The following is an 18082-nucleotide window of genomic DNA, read 5'->3' as shown; positions in this document are numbered from 1 at the left end:
TTGTCTCCAAATTGTCCCCAAAATAAAAAAGACTGAAAATTATAAGTCGCAGTCTTTTTTTATTTTTTTGCTTTTTAAATTACTTCTCAATTTCTTTTTCTTGTTTTTTAATAACTTTTTTTACAGTTTTTCTATCTCTTGAAACTGGCTTTTCATCAGTAAAAACAATCTTTTTCACATCATCGTAAGTTTTCGCAAAATAGAATTTCATCTGGTCTGCAATTTCCTTTGGCAGTTCCTCTGTATCAACTTTATTGTCATAAGGAAGTACAACATCTCTTATTCCAACCCTATGAGCTCCAATTACCTTCTCCTTGATTCCGCCAACTGCTAAAACCTCTCCAGTAATTGTAATCTCTCCAGTCATTGCGACATCCTGTCTAACTTCTTTATCCGTCAATACTGAAATAATTGCTGTTGTAATTGTGATACCTGCTGATGGCCCGTCTTTCGGTACTGCTCCTTCTGGGAAGTGTAAATGAACATCTGTTGTTTCGTTAAATTTTTCCTTGATACCAAGTTCATTTTTTATATGTCTTACATACGAATAAGCCACTCTAGCTGATTCCTGCATTACGTCTCCTAGTTTTCCTGTAAGCTGCAATACACCTTTTCCTTCCATTTTTACTGCCTGCACTTCTAAAGTTGTCCCTCCGACTGCTGTCCATGCAAGTCCATTGACAACACCAATTTTTCCTTCTTTTTCCTTGACTTTATCTGCTCTGAATTTTGCATTTCCTAAATATTTCTTGATTTTTGTTTCAGAAACAGAGATTTTTTTACTCTTAGATTTTGATACAAGTATTTCTTTTGCTATTTTTCTGAATAATTTACTGATTTCTCTTCGTAAATTTCTTACCCCAGCTTCTCTTGTGTATTCATTTATAATCTTCATGATTGCTTTATCAGAAAACGAAACTTTATAATCCTTTAATCCATTTTCTTCTTGTGTTTGAGGTATTAAATATTTTTTTGCAATATTTAATTTTTCAAATTCTGTGTACGATTCAATTGAAATAATTTCCATTCTGTCACGAAGCGGTCCTGGAATTCCGCCCAAATCATTTGCTGTACAAATGAAGAATACGTTTGACAAGTCAAAAGTATGGTCAATATAATGATCTTCAAATGAGTTGTTTTGTGCGGGATCTAAAACTTCCAGCATTGCTGAAGCGGGATCTCCTCTAAAGTCAGAAGCCATTTTATCAATTTCATCAAACAGCATTACTGGATTATTTACACCAACTTGTTTCAACGAATTTATAATTCTTCCTGGCATTGCTCCCACATAAGTTCTTCTGTGCCCACGAATTTCAGCTTCATCTCTTACTCCACCAAGTGAGATTCTTGTGAATTTTCTGTTCATTGAACGTGCTACCGAATGTGCAAGCGATGTTTTCCCTACACCTGGAGGTCCTACAAGACAGATAATTGAACCTTTTAATGTGTTATTCAATTTTTTAATTGCCAAGAATTCTAATATTCTTTCCTTAACTTCTTCCAATCCATAATGATCTTCATTCAGAATTTTTTCAGCTTTTTCAATATTAATTTCATCATTAGTTGAAACTTCCCACGGTAATTCAAGTACAGTTTCAAGATACGTTCTAATTACTGAAGACTCAGCAGAAAAATCTGGCATTTTCTTCATTCTTGAAAGCTCTTTTGCCAGTTTATCTTTTAGTTCCTGAGGAATTTTTGCATCTCTAACTCTTTGGTCAAGTTCCTCCAGTTCCTCGTCAGAATCAGTTACTTCTCCCATTTCTTCACGCATTACCTTAATTTTTTCACGTAAATAATAGTTTTTTTGAACTTCTGCCATTTGTTCCTTCACACGATTTTCAATCTCACGTTCAAGCATAAAAATCTCAATTTCTCTCTCAAGAATACTCAAAATTTTATATGCTCTTGCTTCTACATCCAATATTTCCAATAATTCTTGTTTTGTTTCAACTGCTACCATCAGATTTGTACAAATCAAATCAAATACCTTGTCAATATTGCTAATCTCTTTTATATTATAAATAATGTCAGGCAATACTTTATTAGTTTTCTGTGCATAATTTGAAAATTCATCAATTACTCTACGTTTCAAGGCTTCAGCTTTACTTTCGTCGATAGGCTTTGAAAAAATTTCTTCATATTCAGCATAAACAACACCGTTATCATCTTTTGGAAATTGGTTGATTAAAACTCTATGTTTAGCTTCAACTAGTACCTTTACATTTCCATTTGGCATTTTTACCGTCTGTATAACGTGAACTAAAACTCCTGTTTCATAAATATCTTCTGGAAATTTGGGCTCTTCTACATTTGCATCTTTTTGTGCCGAAAGAATTAGTTTGCTGTCAAATCTTGCTATTGCTTCTTCAAGACTTTTCAGACTTGACTGCCTACCGATAAAAATCGGAGTTACAACACCTGGAAATACAACTAATTCTCTTGTTGCTATAAATGGTTTATTTTGCATAATTTCTCCTTTCATACTTTAAAATCTGCTCTTTAATACAATAAAATTGCTTTAAAATCAGACTTAAGAACTAAAATTCCATTATTATTTAATAATTTTCAAGTTTATTATAAATAATTTTAAATCTCGATTACTCTATAACCACTTTTTCTTTATCTGTAACCGCTTCTTTTGTAATTATCACTTTCTTAACATTTTCCTTCGATGGAATTTCATACATCAAATCAGTCATAACACTTTCAATAATTGAACGAAGCCCCCTCGCTCCAATTTTTCGTTTAAGTGCCAGCTGTGCAATTTCAACAATCGCATCCTTATCAAATTCCAAGTCAACATTTTCCATCTCAAAATACTTTTTATATTGCTTAACAAGCGAATTTTTAGGCTCTGTCAGTATCTTAATCATAGCCTCTTCATCAAGTCCATGAAGTGCGGTAATTACTGGTAACCGCCCAATTAATTCAGGAATCAGTCCAAATTTTATTAAATCTTCAGGCAATACATTTTCAAATAAAGTCAAATCATCAAGTTTTGTATTTTTTGTTTCAAGCCCAAATCCAACTCTTTTTTCATTAACTCTATCCTTAACTTTCGCTTCCAGTCCTTCAAATGCTCCGCCAACGATAAATAAAATATCCTTTGTGTTAATTTCAATCATTTCCTGATTTGGATGCTTTCTTCCACCTTGTGGAGGCACACTCGCAACAGTCCCTTCAATAATCTTAAGTAACGCCTGCTGTACTCCTTCTCCAGAAACATCCCTTGTAATTGACATATTTTCCGATTTTCTAGCGATTTTATCAATTTCATCAATATAAATTATTCCATGCTCTGCTGCTTCAATATCATAATCAGCCGCTTTTATCAATTTTAAAAGTACATTCTCTACATCATCCCCAACATATCCAGCTTCTGTCAATGTTGTTGCATCTGCAATCGCCAAAGGTACATTCAATGTTTTCGCTAGTGTCTGTGCAAGTAAAGTTTTTCCGCTTCCAGTAGGCCCTACTAACAGTACATTTGATTTTTGAAGCTCCACATCATTATCTACATTTTTCTGTTTGTGCATTATTCTCTTAAAATGATTATAAACCGCCACAGATAATACCTTTTTAGGCTGTTCCTGTCCGATAATATATTCATCAAGTTTTGCCTTTATCTCTTTAGGCTTTAACAATGTAATTTCCCTGTTATGTTCATTTTCGTCATATTCCCTAAAACTGTCCAGTAATTCAGCACTGTCTTCTATACATTCATTACAAATAAACACATCATCCTCTTCAGGACTCTGTATTAACCGTTCCACTTCATGCTCTTCCCTGCCACAGAATGAACAGTAATTTTTTTTCTTATTTGCCAATATTTTTCACCTCGTTTTTTCTTTATATAATTCTTATTTATATATTTTTATTATTAATTTCTATTTTATTATTTTACTTATTATTTTTTTAACGCAGAGGTATCAAACGCCATACCTCTGCACTCCCGCTTTACGCAAAACTTTCTTATAAAAGAAAAATAGAACTCGCTTTTAAATATAAATTATTTCAACACAAATAATTTTATATCAATTTAAAATTTATTTTAAAAGCTCAGACAGCTATTTTTCTTTTAACGAAATTTTGCTTAATACTTATTTTAATTAAATAAAGGTTTAGATAATTAAAAATGAAACTATCATAAATAAAATTTTCTATAATTTTAAAAATATATTTTAAATAAAGTTTTTATAAAATTTTATCAATTAATCCGTAATTTACAGCTTCTTCTGGTGACATAAAGTTGTCTCTTTCAGTATCTGCATAGATTTCTTCTACTGATTTTCCAGTTGCTTCTGATAAAATTTTGCTTGTAATTTCCTTCATTCTTTCAATTTCTTTTGCCTGAATCTGAATGTCTGTTGCTTGACCTCTTGCTCCGCCCAGTGGCTGATGAATCATGATTCTTGAGTTTGGCAACGAGTATCTTTTACCTTTTGCTCCAGCCGCCAATAACACTGCTCCCATACTTGCTGCCTGCCCTACACATACTGTAGAAACATCGCTTTTTATGTGCCGCATTGTGTCGTAAATCGCAAGCCCGGCGGTAATTACTCCTCCTGGACTGTTTATATACATAACTATATCTTTTTCATTATCCTGTGCATCTAAAAATAATAATTGAGCGACAATTGCATTTGCCATTCCATCTTCAACTTCTCCACTTACAAAAATTATTCTATCCTTTAAAAGTCTTGAATAAATATCATAGCTTCTTTCCCCACGCCCATCATTTTCAATAACTACTGGACTATATGCTGACATATTATTTCCTCCTGTTTCCGTCAATTTTCTTTCATTTTTTATTTTCTCTCATTATTACAAAATTGTTTTAACATTTTGCAATTTAAATATAGAGAAAAAAGAATTTCGCAATAAACTATTTTATCACAAAATTCTTCTAAAATCAAAATATTCTTTTTATTTAGCAATTTTCTCAAAATTACTATTTAACTTTTGCTTCTTTTACTAATAAATCAATTGTTTTTTGATTTACTAATCTATAGTTTGTTTCATCAATGAATCTTTCATAATTTCCATTTTTTCTTACATCAGCGATTAATGCATCTTTTTCAAGTCCATACATTGCAGCTAATGTTTCGATTTCTTTTGATACTTCTTCATCAGTTGCTTTAATTCCTTCAGCTTTTGCGATTTCAGATAGTACTAATTCTGTTTTTACTGCTTTTTCAGCATTTTCTTTTGAACTTTCTCTCATTGCTTCCATTGTTTGCCCTGTCATTTGGAAGTATTGGTTAAGATTAATTCCTTGCATTTGCAATTGTTGTGCAAATCTGTTGATTTGATAGTCAATTTCTCTTTGAACTAATGCTTCTGGAACTTCAACTTCTGTTCCGTTTACTACAGCATCTATAACTTTGTTCTTAAATTCATTTTCAGCTCTTGCTTCTTCTCTTTTTGTAATATTTTCTCTAGTTTTAGCTGTCATATCTTCAACAGAATCAAATCCTAATTCTTTTGCTAAATCATCATTTAATTCAGCTTCTTCTTTTCTCTTGATTGAGTTTACTTTTACTTTGAATAAAGCTGGTTTTCCTTTTAGGCTTTCAGCGTGATATTCTTCAGGGAATGTAACATTTACGTCAAATTCATCACCTTTTTTATGTCCTACGATTTGATCTTCGAAAGTGTCAATAAAGCTGTGAGAACCTAATGTCAAGTCGTATCCTTCAGCTTTTCCTCCATCAAATGCTTTACCATCTATAAATCCTTCAAAGTTGATATTTACAACGTCATCATTTTTAGCTTCTTCATTTTCTGCAACTTCTTTTAATTTTGCAGCATTTTCTCTTAATCTTTCGATTTCTTCGTTTACTTTTTCATCAGTAATTTCTACTTTTTCCTTTTCTACTTCCACACCTTTATATTGTCCTAATTCGAATGCAGGCAATACAGGTATTGTAAATACTACTTCAACTTTGTCATCATTAAGCTCATATTTTTCAAGTTTAATATCAGCAATTGGTTTTAATTCATTTTCTGCAACTGCTTTTCTGTATTCATCAGAAATAATATGGTTTAATATTTCTCCTTCAATTTCTTTCTTGAATTTTTCTTCAATCACTTTTGCAGGTACGTGTCCTGGACGGAATCCATCAACTTTTGCATCTTTAAAGTGTACTAAAACATGCTCTTTTAAGTGTTTTAACTCTTCTCCTTCTCTAACTGCTGATACTTCGTAAGTTGATTCATTTAATTTTTTTACTGCCATCTTTTTAATTCCTCCTAAAATTTTTTATTATATATAATTTTTTAATTAATTTATTTTTATTTAAAATCCTTTATTTTCAATTCGATAAATAAATCTGAATGTCCAGACTTAAATATCGGAGTATAAACTATTTTAAATTTTTCTTATAAAAATTATTTGCTTTCAATTTATGTCCCAAATTATATCCAATTACTGAAATAATACGGTTATTTTTTCTGACAAATCCTTTAAAATGTCTATTATTTATCCCAAATCTCGTTAAATTTAGAAAATTAATGTCTGAATCCATAAAGTTCGGTTCCTGATTATCTAGTCCGAAAGGCGACAGCCTATTTATTTCATGTAATTTTCTTTTGTTTAGATACTCAATGTTCAGCCATGCGTCAACATACAAAGTTTTCTGCACATTTTCCCTATTTTTTCTTGCAAGTCTTTGCCGCAGATGTTTTTCAATTTCGCCTAAATATTTTTCTGAAACAAGAAATCCTGCTGCCAAGTCATGTCCTCCAAATCGCTCCAATTTATCTGACACACTTTTTAAAATATCAAAAATGTTAATTCCTTCGATACTTCTGCATGATGCTTTTCCATATCCATTTTTTATTGAAATAAGAATTACTGGAATATTGTATTTTATTGAGATTCTTGAGCAAACTACCCCAATTACGCCAGAATGCCATTTTCTGCTTTTCATAAAAATATATTTTGGACGTTCCAGACGCTGTATTTTTTCTTCCAGCTCATTATAAATCTCATTTTCTAAATAACGTCTGATTTTATTAGCTCGTTTCATTTCCTCAATAATTGAGAAAAGTTTAAAGTCATCTTCCTGAATAAAGAAATTTACAACAATTTTTGAATTATCAATTCTTCCAAGTGCATTAAAAATTGGTGCAATGAAAAATCCAATATCGCTGGTTGTTATATTTCTAGGATTTATCTTCAAATAGTTAATAATATACTTTAAACCTTTTATTTTGGTTTTTTTTAAATTATTTAGTCCTTTTTTTATGATAAACCTGTTTTCATCAGTCATTGGTACAACATCTGCAACTGTTCCGATCATTATAATATCCATATAATCATATAGTATTTTTTTATTTGCACCATATCTTTCATAAATAGCATCAGCAAGTTTAAAGGCAACTCCTGAACCTGACAGAGATTTATTTGGATAAGTTTTACTAGTCTTTGGATTTATTGTAAGAATCCCCAATTCTTTTTCCTGATTCTTATCTTCCAGAACTCCAATCTGCCTATGATGATCTGTTATAATTATATCGATACCGCTATTTTTTAACATTAATATCTCTTCATGGTTATTTATTGAAATATCAACTGTTATAAATAATTTTGCATCCCGTTTTTTCAAAAAATTTAAAAGGTTTTTATTTATACCTATCCCTTCGTGAACACGATTTGGAATATAATAATCAACATTAAGTCCCAATTTTCGTAGCATTATTACTAGATATGCTACTCCAGATATACCATCAACGTCATAATCTCCATAAATTACAATTTTTTCTTTATTTTTCCCAGCCTTTTTTATTCTTTCTACAACTTTTTCCATATTTTCAAATAAAAATGGATTATGAATATCTTTTTTATCTGAATTTAAAAACTTAGAAACTTTTTCCTTTGTGTCAATTCCTCGATTCAAAAGCAGCCTTGAAATTAATCTGCTTTCACCAAATTCAGAACTTTTTGTTGTCAAATAATCTTCATTATAGCTTTTTAATTCCCATTTCATTACAAGATTAATCGCTTCCTTTTTTGTTTAGTTGAAGGACTGCTTCAAAATCAAACTAGTTCTATATTTTTAAAGCAGACCCATGTTTTATTCAATATTGTGATCATCCTTTTTTATTTCGTTCAATATCGAAGCAATTTTTACTCCATATTCAACGCTGTCATCCAAATGAATTCTCACTTCTGGAACAAATCTTATCGACAGCTGTGAACCTATTTTTTTTCTAAAAAAACCTTTTAACTTATTCAAATCTTCGGCGATTTTTTCTTTATTTACCTTATCTTTCAAATCTAGTACCGAAAATGTTAAATCAAGGTATCGTCCATCTTTTGTCAGCTCAACCTTGTGAATTGATACAAGATTTTTTATTTTGTCATTTTTTATTTCTGTTAAAAGTGCCATTCCGATAATTCTTGATATTTCCTTTTCCAGTCCTCTTTTTCTTCTATCATTCATACAATTATCACCTATCTATTCGTTATCTTGGGATTTCTTCCATAATATACGATTCAATAATATCTCCAGCTTTAATATCATTAAAGTCTTGAATACCAATTCCACATTCTTGTCCCATTACAACTTCCTTAACATCGTCTTTAAATCGTTTCAATGAACCTAATTCACCATCAAAAATGATAATTCCATCACGAATTACACGTATTTTCGAGTCTTTTGTAACTTTTCCGTCAACAACGATTGCTCCAGCGATATTTCCAACATTTGATACTTTAAACACTTGCTTAACTTCTATTCTTCCATAGTAAACTTCTTTAAATTCAGGATCAAGCATTCCTTTCATTGCTTTCTCAATTTCTTCAGTTGCATGGTAAATTACGTTATAATTTCTAATTTCTACTCCAATTTTTTCAGAAATGATTCTAGCTGGTGTTGTTGGCCGTACATTAAATGCAATTATAATCGCATTTGATGCTTCTGCAAGTTTTACGTCTCCTTCAGTTACAGCTCCTGCACTTCCTTGAATTACATTAATTACAACTTTTTCAGTATTAAGTTTTTCAAGTGATTCTCTTAATGCTTCAACAGACCCTTTTGAGTCGGCTCTTATAATACATTTCAATTCTTTTAATTCTTGTTCTTCTAATTCTTGAGACAAGCTTTCTAGTGAAATATGTTTTTTCTTGTTCTGCTCGTTTACTTTTTTCTCTCTAATAAAGTCTTCTACAATTTTTTTAGCTTGCTTATCGCTTTCTACACCGTATAAAACATCACCTGCATTTGGCACAACATTAAATCCTGTAATTTCTACTGGCTGTGAAACAATGGCTTTATTTATTTTTTTACCTCTGTCATCAAGCATTGAACGGACTCTACCATGAGCTTCCCCTGCTACGAACACATCTCCAATTTTAAGTGTCCCTTCCTGTACAAGCACATCGGCAACTGCTCCCATTTTTGGATCCAGTCTTGACTCTACTACAACTGCTTTTGGACGTTTATTTGGATTGGCCTTCAATTCTTCAAGTTCTGCTGTAATTAGTATTGTTTCAAGAAGTTCTTCCAAATTAATTTTCTGTTTTGCAGAAATTTCAACAAATTCAGTAGTTCCTCCCCATTCAGGTGACATCAGTCCATATTCAGTCAATTCAGTTCTAACCTTCATAGGATCTGCACCTGGCTTATCAATTTTGTTAATTGCAACGATTATTGGGACTCCTGCTTCCTTAGCATGAGAAATTGCCTCTACAGTTTGAGGTTTTACTCCATCATCAGCTGCTACAATTAGAATTGAAATATCTGTAATGTTCGCTCCTCTTGCCCTCATTTCAGTAAACGCCTCATGTCCTGGAGTATCAATAAATGTAATTCTTTGACCTTTCCAGTTTACTTGATAAGCTCCTATTTTTTGCGTGATTCCTCCAGCTTCGTCACCCATTACATTTGTGTGTCTAAGTGCATCTAATAATGATGTCTTACCGTGGTCAACGTGTCCCATTATTGTAATAACAGGTGCTCTTGTTACAAGTTCTTCATCTGTATCTTCCTGCTCAAGATGGTATTTTTCACCATAACTAACTTCTTCAACTACTTCTTTTTCTACAATTACTTCATATTCAAGAGCCACTTCTTCGGCTTCTTCAAATGATAAAATTGCATTTGCAGTAAGAAGTTTTCCTTCCATAAAGAATTTTTTAATTATATCAGAAACATTGATTCCTAGTTTTTCAGCTAAATCTTTAATAACAATTTCTTCTCCAATTGTTATCATTCCTATGCTCTCTCCTTCAATTCTGACAATTTCATCCTTGACAACTTTTTCCTGTTTCTTGTTTTTCTTTTTCTTTTTGTCATCTTTTCTAAAGTCTGAACGAAGTTCTTTTTCTTGATGTTCTCTGTCTCTTCTGTTTTTTTCGTATTTTTTCTTCTCAAATTTTCCTTTTCCTTTTCCACCAGCTTTCCCTTTTTCAGCTACTGTTGCTGCAGGAATTTCAGATGCTGGCTCCTTTTTAGCATTAGAAAAACTTCGGCTGTCTCTTCTAAAGTCATCTCTGTCCTTATTAAATCCGCCTTTATCAGAAAATCCTCTATTGTCCTGTCTATCTCTAAAGTTTCTTGAACCACTTTGATTATCTCTATCTCGATTTTGGAAACTTCGGTTATCACGGCCATCTCTTGATTGAGTATTTCCATCTCTATTAAAGCCTCGGTTATCTTTTCTGAAACTGTCTCTTCCTTCTCTTCTAAATCCATCCTTGTTTCTGTCTTCTCTGTTTCGGTTGTCTCGATTTTGGAAGTTTCTTCCTCCATTTTCCCTATTGTCTTGATTATCTTTATTTTGGAAACTTCGGTTATCACGGCCATCTCTTGATTGAAAATTTCCATCTCTGTTAAAGTTTCTATTATCTTTTCTGAAATTATCTCTTCCTTCTCTTCTAAATCCGTCTTTGTTTCTATCTTCTCTATTTCGGTTGTCTCGATTTTGGAAGTTTCTTCCTCCATTTTCTCTGTTCTCTCTATTTTGAAAATTCTGCTTATCTTTATTTACTTCATTCATTTTATTACTCTGACTACTCAAATTAACTTTCATCTCCATTTTCTTTTTATTTTCTTTTTTATCAAATTTATGATTTTTATTATTATCTAAATCTTTTACATTATTCAGATCATTTTTATTACTATTATCTGATTTATTTTCTGCATTTAGTTTAATATTTTTTTCCAATGGCTGTTTTGATTTCTCATAATTTTTATTAATGTTTTCTTGTTCATTAATTTTATTATGTTCAATACTATTGTTTTTTTGATTGTCTGAATGGCTATTTACTGTTTTTGCAATATTTTCATTTGTTTTAATTTCTTTTTTATTCAGATTCTCCGTTTTACCGTTATTTTGATTATTTTGGACACCTTTTTGAAGTTTTTTCCTTATAAGGCTTACTTCTTCATCACTTAGTACATTCATGTGGTGTTTTTTATCTACCCCAAATTTTCTGATTTCCTCCATAAATTTTGTTGCCGTAAAACCATTTTCCTTTGCTAATTCATGCACTTTCATCCATTCATCACCTCCACTTTGCTTAATATTCCTTTTATTACTTTTTTGTTAAAAATACCTATGACATTTACATCCCTTGAAAAAAGTCTTATTAATTCTTCTTTCTTTTCAATAAATATAATTTCAAAATTAAATTTTTTCTTCATTTTTTCAAATTCTTCAATATATTTTGCCTTTATATCTGACGGAATAATTACAAGTTTTATCTTATCACGTTTTATTCCATCAAAAACTTCATCTATTCCAAACACAAAATATTCGGAATTTTTCATTGGCCTTAAAATGTCGATTATGCTTTTCTTTTCATTCTTTACTTGTTCCAGCATTTTTACTAGCTGTTCAATTTCAATGTTATATTTTTTATGTTTTGAAAGTCTTTCAATGCATTCGTTCGTTTTACAGACATAAAATCCTCTTGCCTGAACTTTCATTTCCTTATCAAAAATATATTTTCCATCCTGCTCAGTTATCCGAAAAAATTCATTTTTTTGACCTTTTCTTCTGCAGCATATACACATTCTTTCAGGCTTATTTATTTCTTTTACATTTTTATTCAATGTATCCAAACTATCCGTTCATCTCCTTGTTTGATACAATTTAATTTAAAATTGCTCTTTTTTATTCACCATCTTCGTTAAGTACCGCAAACGCACTTTCTTCAACTTCATAATCATCTTGCAGATTATCAGATTTTTCAATGCTTTCTATTTCATCTAACGAATCCCCGAAAGCACTTTTTTCTTCAAATTCTCTATTTTCCTCTACCTCAGATGGCTCTGTATGAATATCAATTTTCACACCGCACAGTCTTGCTGCAAGCCTTGAATTTTGACCTTTTTTACCAATTGCAAGTGATAATTGATTTTCTGCTACAAGCACTCTTGCAACTTTCATATTTTCTTCGCCTTCTTCAATGATTTCCACTGACAGAACTTCTGCAGGATTCAAGGCATTTTTTACAAATTCTGTTATATCCTCATTCCAAAGAACAATGTCGATTTTTTCTCCACAAAGTTCATCGATGATGTTTTGGATTCTCATCCCATTACGTCCAATACATGCACCTTTAACGTCCAGATTCTCATCATTTGAGTAAACAGCCACTTTAGAACGGCTTCCCGCTTCCCTTGCGATGTTTCTGATTTCAATAATTTCCTCATAAATTTCAGGAACTTCTAATTCAAGCAGTCCGCGAAGTAATTCTTCAGATTTTCTTGAAACAAAAGTTTTTGTAAATTTTGTAGATTCTTCCACAGCGCCGATATAAATTTTAATTCTATCTCCTTGTCTGAATATATCTACTGGCGATAATTCCTTTGCTGGCACAATTGCTTCAAGTCCATTTATATCCACATACAAATTTCCTTTTTCATCAGTTTTTCTAACATTTGCAGAAACAATTGAATTTTCAATTTCCTTAAATTTATTAAAGATATTTCTTTTTTCACACTCTCTGACTTTTTGTACAACAATCTGTTTTGCATTCTGAATAGCATTTCTCTTAAAACTTTCCGCATTAATTTCCAAATCCAGAATATCTCCCAGCTTAGCACGCTTTTTAACAGAAATTGCATCTTGCAGACTAATTTCCTCTTCAGGATTTTCTACGTTTTCTACAATCAGTCTTTGTGAATAAACCTTTACATCTCCACTATTTCTATTAATTGTTACCTTTACATTGTCCTTTTCACCATAATTTTTTTTGTATGCCGCAAGCAATGCGGTTTCTATTGTTTCCAGCAATTCTTCCTTTAAAATTCCCTTTTCTTTTTCAAGTTCATCAAGTGCTTCCAAAAATATTTTTTGATCTCGCCCTTTCATCATTCCTCCTCACTATTTAATATGCCATTTGGTAATTCATATATTAAATTTGCTTTCTTTAATTTAGAAAGTGGTATCTCCACTATTTTTTCCAATTTATCATCTAAAAGAAAAACCGTATCATTCTCAAATTTTTCCAATTTTCCTAAAAACCTCTTCACCCCATCAATGTTACTCTTAGCCTGAACGTTAATTCTCTCTCCCAAAAATCTCACAAAATCCTTAGGCTTTCTCAATCTACGCTCAACTCCAGGTGTCGAAACCTCTAGAAAAAATTTCTCCTCAATCAATTCATCCGCAATCCCATCAATCTCACGGCTAAAATCAATACAATCATCAAGTGTAGTAGTTCCATCTAGTTTCTCCACATATACTCTCAAATAATTATATCCCCCATCCCTCACATATTCCAAATCTGCCAATTCCAGATTCAGATTCTTTAAATGCGGTTCGATTTTCTTCTCAAACTCATCTAAAATCTGTTCCATAAAATTACACCTCATATCTAAAACTAAAGAGTGGGCTAACCCACTCTCTACCTAAAATTATTTTCTATAACTATAATAACACATTTTCGCTTTTTTTTCAACCCCTCTATTTTTCTTTATTGAAAATAAATATTCCAAGAGTAAATTCCGAAATTCAGCCTCTTTGTTTAAATTAACTTTCAACAACCTTATTTCATAGATGAAAATATTTTATTCAAGGCTTCTTCAGCCTTTTTTGAAAGATTACTTTCTGGAAATTCTTTTACTGTATAAGTACGTCTTTCAGTCAAGCCCTTTTGTGACATTCCTTTATTTATTTTTGCTAATTCGCCTTTTTTTACAATTATAGCCATAATAATTTCTCCATTTTCACTAAATATTTAACTTTTTTATAAAATCTGTATCTGCTGTTATTAATTGTAATATTTCATTTTCTTTTAAATTTTTGTCAAGTTCATAATATGTGCTTGGCTCCCTTATAAATTCGTTATCTTCTTCAGAAATTAATAAATACCCTTCCAAAGCATCTTTTGCCATATATAATGCTTCTTCCATATTATCTCCACATGAAAAACAACCTGGTAAATCAGGATAATAAATGCTGTATTTCCCATCTTTTTCTTTTTCAAATACTGCATAATAATTATATTTCATAGATTTATCACTCCTTTTAACCCATTTTAGTGGAACAAACTGGCTATTTCAAGCCAGCCTGTTTCAAGATACTGTTTACTGTTCCTGTCGTCAAATCCTTTTTAGGATGAGGAACAGTAACTTTACCAATTTTGTTAGGATGTTTGAAATGATGATGGCTACCAACTATTTTTCTTAATACCCAGCCATCTTTTTCCAACATTTTAATAATTTCCTTTGAAGACATTTATCCTCCTAACAAAATTATTTTAGCACACATCTTTAAATATGTAAATAAACTTTGAAAAATTAATTTTTTATAAAATCAATAAACCTCCGCACCCTTCAAATTGATTTTCTTTTTTTCGATAGTCCAGTTATCTGATAATTCTGCAAGTTCTTTTTTCATATTTTCCAAAAATTCATCATTGTCGTAATTTAACGAAATCAATGTAGGCCCTGCACCGCTTATATATTCTCCCAATGCACCGTGTTTTTTAGAGGCTTCAAAGATTTTTTCTGAATCGTTTATTAATGCGAATCTATAAGGCTGGTGGATTTTATCGCCTAAAAGAAAACGTAAGTTGTCATACTCACCTTTGTTAAAGGCGTTTACAAGTAAACCTAGTTTTGAGATGTTATTTATTGCATCAGAAACTAGATATGTTTTTGGCAGGACACTTCTTGCTTTTTCTGTCGATAATTTAAAATCTGGAATCATTACGTAGAAACATAAGTCATCAGAATTTATTAATGAACTGTATACAAGATTTTCCTTATCATGTGCAGTAAGTACCATTCCGCCAAAGATTGCGGGTACCACATTATCAGGATGTCCTTCCATTTCTACAGCCAGTCTTGCCACCTCATTAATATCCAGCACATCACCAGCAAATTTATTTGCAATCATAATCCCAGCAACAATGGCCGATGAACTGCTTCCTAGCTCACGTGAAATTGGAATATCATTTTTCACAATATTTACCTTATAGCTTGGAATATTTTTTACCAAATGCTTTTCCGTATATTTTATCGCTTCAAAAATTAAATTTTCCTCAATCGGAATCGAAAACGGCTCCCCATTTTCCAAAAATTCAATTTTATCACTTTCCTCAACTTCCAGCTCCAAAAAGTAATCCAGCGCAACTCCCAGACAATCATAACCTACACCAATATTAGCCGATGTTCCCGGCACTTTTACTCTAAATTTTAAACCCATATCTATTCCTTTCATTTTATCATAATAATTTCTACAAGAAGAACCATGTTGCAAGACTTAATCTAAAAATACAGCAAAATACCAACAAAAAATATACCAATTTATAATTTTTATTTTCTTTCACAAAATACAGTACAACTAATAAAATAATTACAAAATCAATAAATGTCGGTAAAAATATTGTATTTACAAAAATAAATAATAAACCTATAAAATAATCTATTCCTATTAATGAAAATCCTGTATAAAATACGTCTTCAAATAAACAGAAATATAAGACTATTATGCAAACATAAGATTTATATGCCCTGCTCTTCTTTCTTATAAATATATATAGCAAGCCAAATAGTATCAAAAACAGAAGTTCGCCGTTTAAATACCTTGCATTTAATATAATTTTTGAAAAATATTCAATGTCAAACAATTTTATTCCCATTAATAATGTCTGTCTATTCAAATAAAATAAAGTAAAACATTGAAAAATGAAAATTTCAAAATCAAAACTAAACTTATTTTCAGAGTTACTATTTTCTTTTCTTACAAAAGAATTTAAAACAGAAAATATCAAAGCTGCATTTGTTATAAAAAATAAATTATTTTTAGATAATACAATTGATACTGCTACAAAAATTATTTTTAAATAACCTAAAAAATCTATTTTCTTTATTAAATTTTTCAATTTCTTAGAATATTCATTGACACTCATCTACAATTTATCAACTTTCACAAAACACTATATTGTCAAATCCAAATAATGAGCCCATTTTATCTGACTCAGTTCCCTAAGTTCCTTCAATGATTTCTTACCAACTTCACTGTCAACTGTAAGCAGCATAATTGCACTGTTTTCACGTCTACCTACGTTCATTGTGGCAATATTTATATTTTCTTTTCCTAAAGTTGCCCCCACAGCTCCGATAACTCCTGGCACATCTTCATTTCCTAAGTAAATCATATTGTCAGAAATTGCCATATCCACATCGTGATTCTTTATGCTGATAATTCTTTCCTCGTTATTCATTCCAATTGTTCCGACTACATATATTTTCTTGCCTTCTTCATTTGTTATTACAAATTCTATTGCTGAAGAATAATTTTTATATTTATGTTCCTTTTTATTTATTGAAATATTAATCCCTCTTTTTTCAGCAAGAGGCTTTGAGTTAATATAATTAACTTCTTCTTTTAAAACTGGCTCCAGAATCCCTTTTATTGCTGTCGAATCTACAAGTGCAGTTTCCTGTTCGGCAATTTCTCCGTAATAATTAAGTACAACATTTGTAATTGGAGTTTTCTCAATTTGGAAATAAATTTTTCCTAATTTTTCAGCGAGATTTATAAATGGTTTTACAATTAAAAATTCTTCTCTTCCAATTGCAGGCAGATTCACAGCCGTTTCAACTATTTCCCCACGAAGTCCATTTAATACCTGTTTTACAACCTGAGTCCCTACATTTCGCTGTGCTTCATAAGTAGTCGCCCCAATATGTGGCGTTGTAATTACATTTTCAAATTCATAGAGAATACATTCAGAACGTGGCTCAACCGTGTGAACATCATATCCAAAACTCGCAATTTTCCCGCTTCTTAATCCTTCAGCCACAGCCTCCTCGTTAAATAATCCTCCACGTGCCGCATTTACAAGCCTTACACCGTCTTTTAACTTATGAATATTTTCAGCATTTATCATATCCACAGTTTCTTTAGTCTTAGGTGTATGAATAGTTATCACATCTGCTTTTTCCAGCAGTTCATCCAATGTTTTAACCTTTTCACAGCCATATCTCTTAAAACGCTCATCTGAAATATACGGATCATAAGCAACAAGCTTCATTCCAAACGCTTTCATTCTCGTAGCAACCAAACCACCAATTCTTCCAAGTCCGATAATACCCAATGTTTTTTCAAACATCTCGCTTCCTACAAATATTTCTCTTTCCCATTTTCCACTTTTTATAAAATTATTTGCCGCAACAATATTTCTCGCAGAAGCAAGCATTAGCCCAATTGCAATTTCACAAGCCGAAACCGTATTGCTATCAGGAGTATTCGCTACAATTACCCCATGTGCAGTCGCTTCAGGAATATTGATATTATCTGTACCGTTTCCCGCACGTCCAACTATTTTCAGATTTTTTGCCTTATCCAGCAGTTCCTTATCTACTTTTATAACACTTCTCACAATAAGAGCGTCATATTCACCAATTATATCCAAAATTTCTTCACGTGAAATCCCAACTTTCACATCAACTTTCACATCTCTAGCTTCCTGCAGTCCCGCAATTGCCTCATCATCAATATATTCCCCAACTAATACTTTATACATTTATTTCTCCTCCTCAATTCTAATCAACATATTTATTTAATTAATATATTACCATAATTTCCAGTACAATTCAACAACATCACTTTT

The 18082-nt window shown here is 31.4% G+C and carries 16 protein-coding genes; all 16 read right to left on the bottom strand.

The features are described from left to right. Window positions 1-79: 79 nt before the first annotated feature. The 16 genes from lon to serA all read right to left on the bottom strand — a co-directional run bounded on the left by lon (window position 80) and on the right by serA (window position 17995). Complete coding sequence (lon, locus tag FVE75_RS04830) at window positions 80-2470, bottom strand: endopeptidase La (protein ID WP_147005484.1); 2391 nt, start codon at window positions 2468-2470, stop codon at window positions 80-82. Between the two features lie 130 nt (window positions 2471-2600). Beyond that, window positions 2601-3830, bottom strand: a complete 1230-nt coding sequence (gene clpX, locus FVE75_RS04825; RefSeq protein ID WP_021745019.1) for an ATP-dependent Clp protease ATP-binding subunit ClpX — start codon at window positions 3828-3830, stop codon at window positions 2601-2603. A gap of 367 nt (window positions 3831-4197) precedes the next feature. Next, on the bottom strand, window positions 4198-4773 hold the full coding sequence (gene clpP / locus FVE75_RS04820) for an ATP-dependent Clp endopeptidase proteolytic subunit ClpP (protein ID WP_026746415.1): 576 nt from the start codon (window positions 4771-4773) through the stop codon (window positions 4198-4200). Window positions 4774-4954: 181 nt separating this feature from the next. After that, window positions 4955-6241 (bottom strand): trigger factor, encoded by a 1287-nt coding sequence (tig, locus tag FVE75_RS04815; protein WP_147005483.1) that lies wholly within the window; start codon window positions 6239-6241, stop codon window positions 4955-4957. 127 nt (window positions 6242-6368) lie between these two features. Beyond that, window positions 6369-7994 (bottom strand): single-stranded-DNA-specific exonuclease RecJ, encoded by a 1626-nt coding sequence (gene recJ / locus FVE75_RS04810; protein ID WP_232052644.1) that lies wholly within the window; start codon window positions 7992-7994, stop codon window positions 6369-6371. 87 nt (window positions 7995-8081) lie between these two features. Next, entirely contained in the window at window positions 8082-8450 is a 369-nt protein-coding gene (rbfA, locus tag FVE75_RS04805; protein ID WP_147005482.1) for a 30S ribosome-binding factor RbfA, read from the bottom strand. A gap of 22 nt (window positions 8451-8472) precedes the next feature. Further along, window positions 8473-11508 (bottom strand): translation initiation factor IF-2, encoded by a 3036-nt coding sequence (gene infB / locus FVE75_RS04800; RefSeq protein ID WP_147005481.1) that lies wholly within the window; start codon window positions 11506-11508, stop codon window positions 8473-8475. Further along, window positions 11505-12074 carry a DUF448 domain-containing protein gene (locus FVE75_RS04795; RefSeq protein WP_232052643.1) on the bottom strand — a complete coding sequence of 190 codons (570 nt, stop codon included), beginning with the start codon at window positions 12072-12074 and terminating at the stop codon, window positions 11505-11507. The genes infB and FVE75_RS04795 overlap by 4 nt, the downstream gene beginning before the upstream one ends. 52 nt (window positions 12075-12126) lie before the next feature. Next, window positions 12127-13329 carry a transcription termination factor NusA gene (gene nusA, locus FVE75_RS04790; RefSeq protein ID WP_147005480.1) on the bottom strand — a complete coding sequence of 401 codons (1203 nt, stop codon included), beginning with the start codon at window positions 13327-13329 and terminating at the stop codon, window positions 12127-12129. Then, entirely contained in the window at window positions 13329-13817 is a 489-nt protein-coding gene (locus FVE75_RS04785; protein ID WP_147005479.1) for a ribosome maturation factor RimP, read from the bottom strand. The genes nusA and FVE75_RS04785 overlap by 1 nt, the downstream gene beginning before the upstream one ends. A 188-nt stretch (window positions 13818-14005) precedes the next feature. Then, window positions 14006-14170 carry a hypothetical protein gene (locus FVE75_RS10920; RefSeq protein WP_172618771.1) on the bottom strand — a complete coding sequence of 55 codons (165 nt, stop codon included), beginning with the start codon at window positions 14168-14170 and terminating at the stop codon, window positions 14006-14008. Between the two features lie 19 nt (window positions 14171-14189). Further along, on the bottom strand, window positions 14190-14471 hold the full coding sequence (locus tag FVE75_RS04780) for a type II toxin-antitoxin system HicB family antitoxin (protein ID WP_036087903.1): 282 nt from the start codon (window positions 14469-14471) through the stop codon (window positions 14190-14192). 43 nt (window positions 14472-14514) lie between these two features. After that, entirely contained in the window at window positions 14515-14697 is a 183-nt protein-coding gene (locus FVE75_RS04775; protein WP_147005478.1) for a type II toxin-antitoxin system HicA family toxin, read from the bottom strand. Between the two features lie 78 nt (window positions 14698-14775). Next, window positions 14776-15669 carry a homoserine kinase gene (thrB, locus tag FVE75_RS04770; protein WP_147005477.1) on the bottom strand — a complete coding sequence of 298 codons (894 nt, stop codon included), beginning with the start codon at window positions 15667-15669 and terminating at the stop codon, window positions 14776-14778. A gap of 31 nt (window positions 15670-15700) precedes the next feature. Continuing rightward, window positions 15701-16375, bottom strand: coding sequence for a hypothetical protein (locus FVE75_RS04765; RefSeq protein ID WP_147005476.1), 675 nt, complete (start codon window positions 16373-16375; stop codon window positions 15701-15703). Window positions 16376-16402: 27 nt separating this feature from the next. Then, window positions 16403-17995, bottom strand: a complete 1593-nt coding sequence (gene serA / locus FVE75_RS04760) for a phosphoglycerate dehydrogenase (RefSeq protein ID WP_147005475.1) — start codon at window positions 17993-17995, stop codon at window positions 16403-16405. Between the last annotated feature and the right edge of the window lie 87 nt (window positions 17996-18082).

This window comes from Leptotrichia hongkongensis (genome assembly GCF_007990635.1).
In the GTDB taxonomy this organism is placed as follows: Bacteria; Fusobacteriota; Fusobacteriia; order Fusobacteriales; family Leptotrichiaceae; genus Leptotrichia; species Leptotrichia hongkongensis.
Note: the sequence above shows the minus strand (reverse complement) of the source record. Positions and strands in the feature narration are given on the sequence as shown.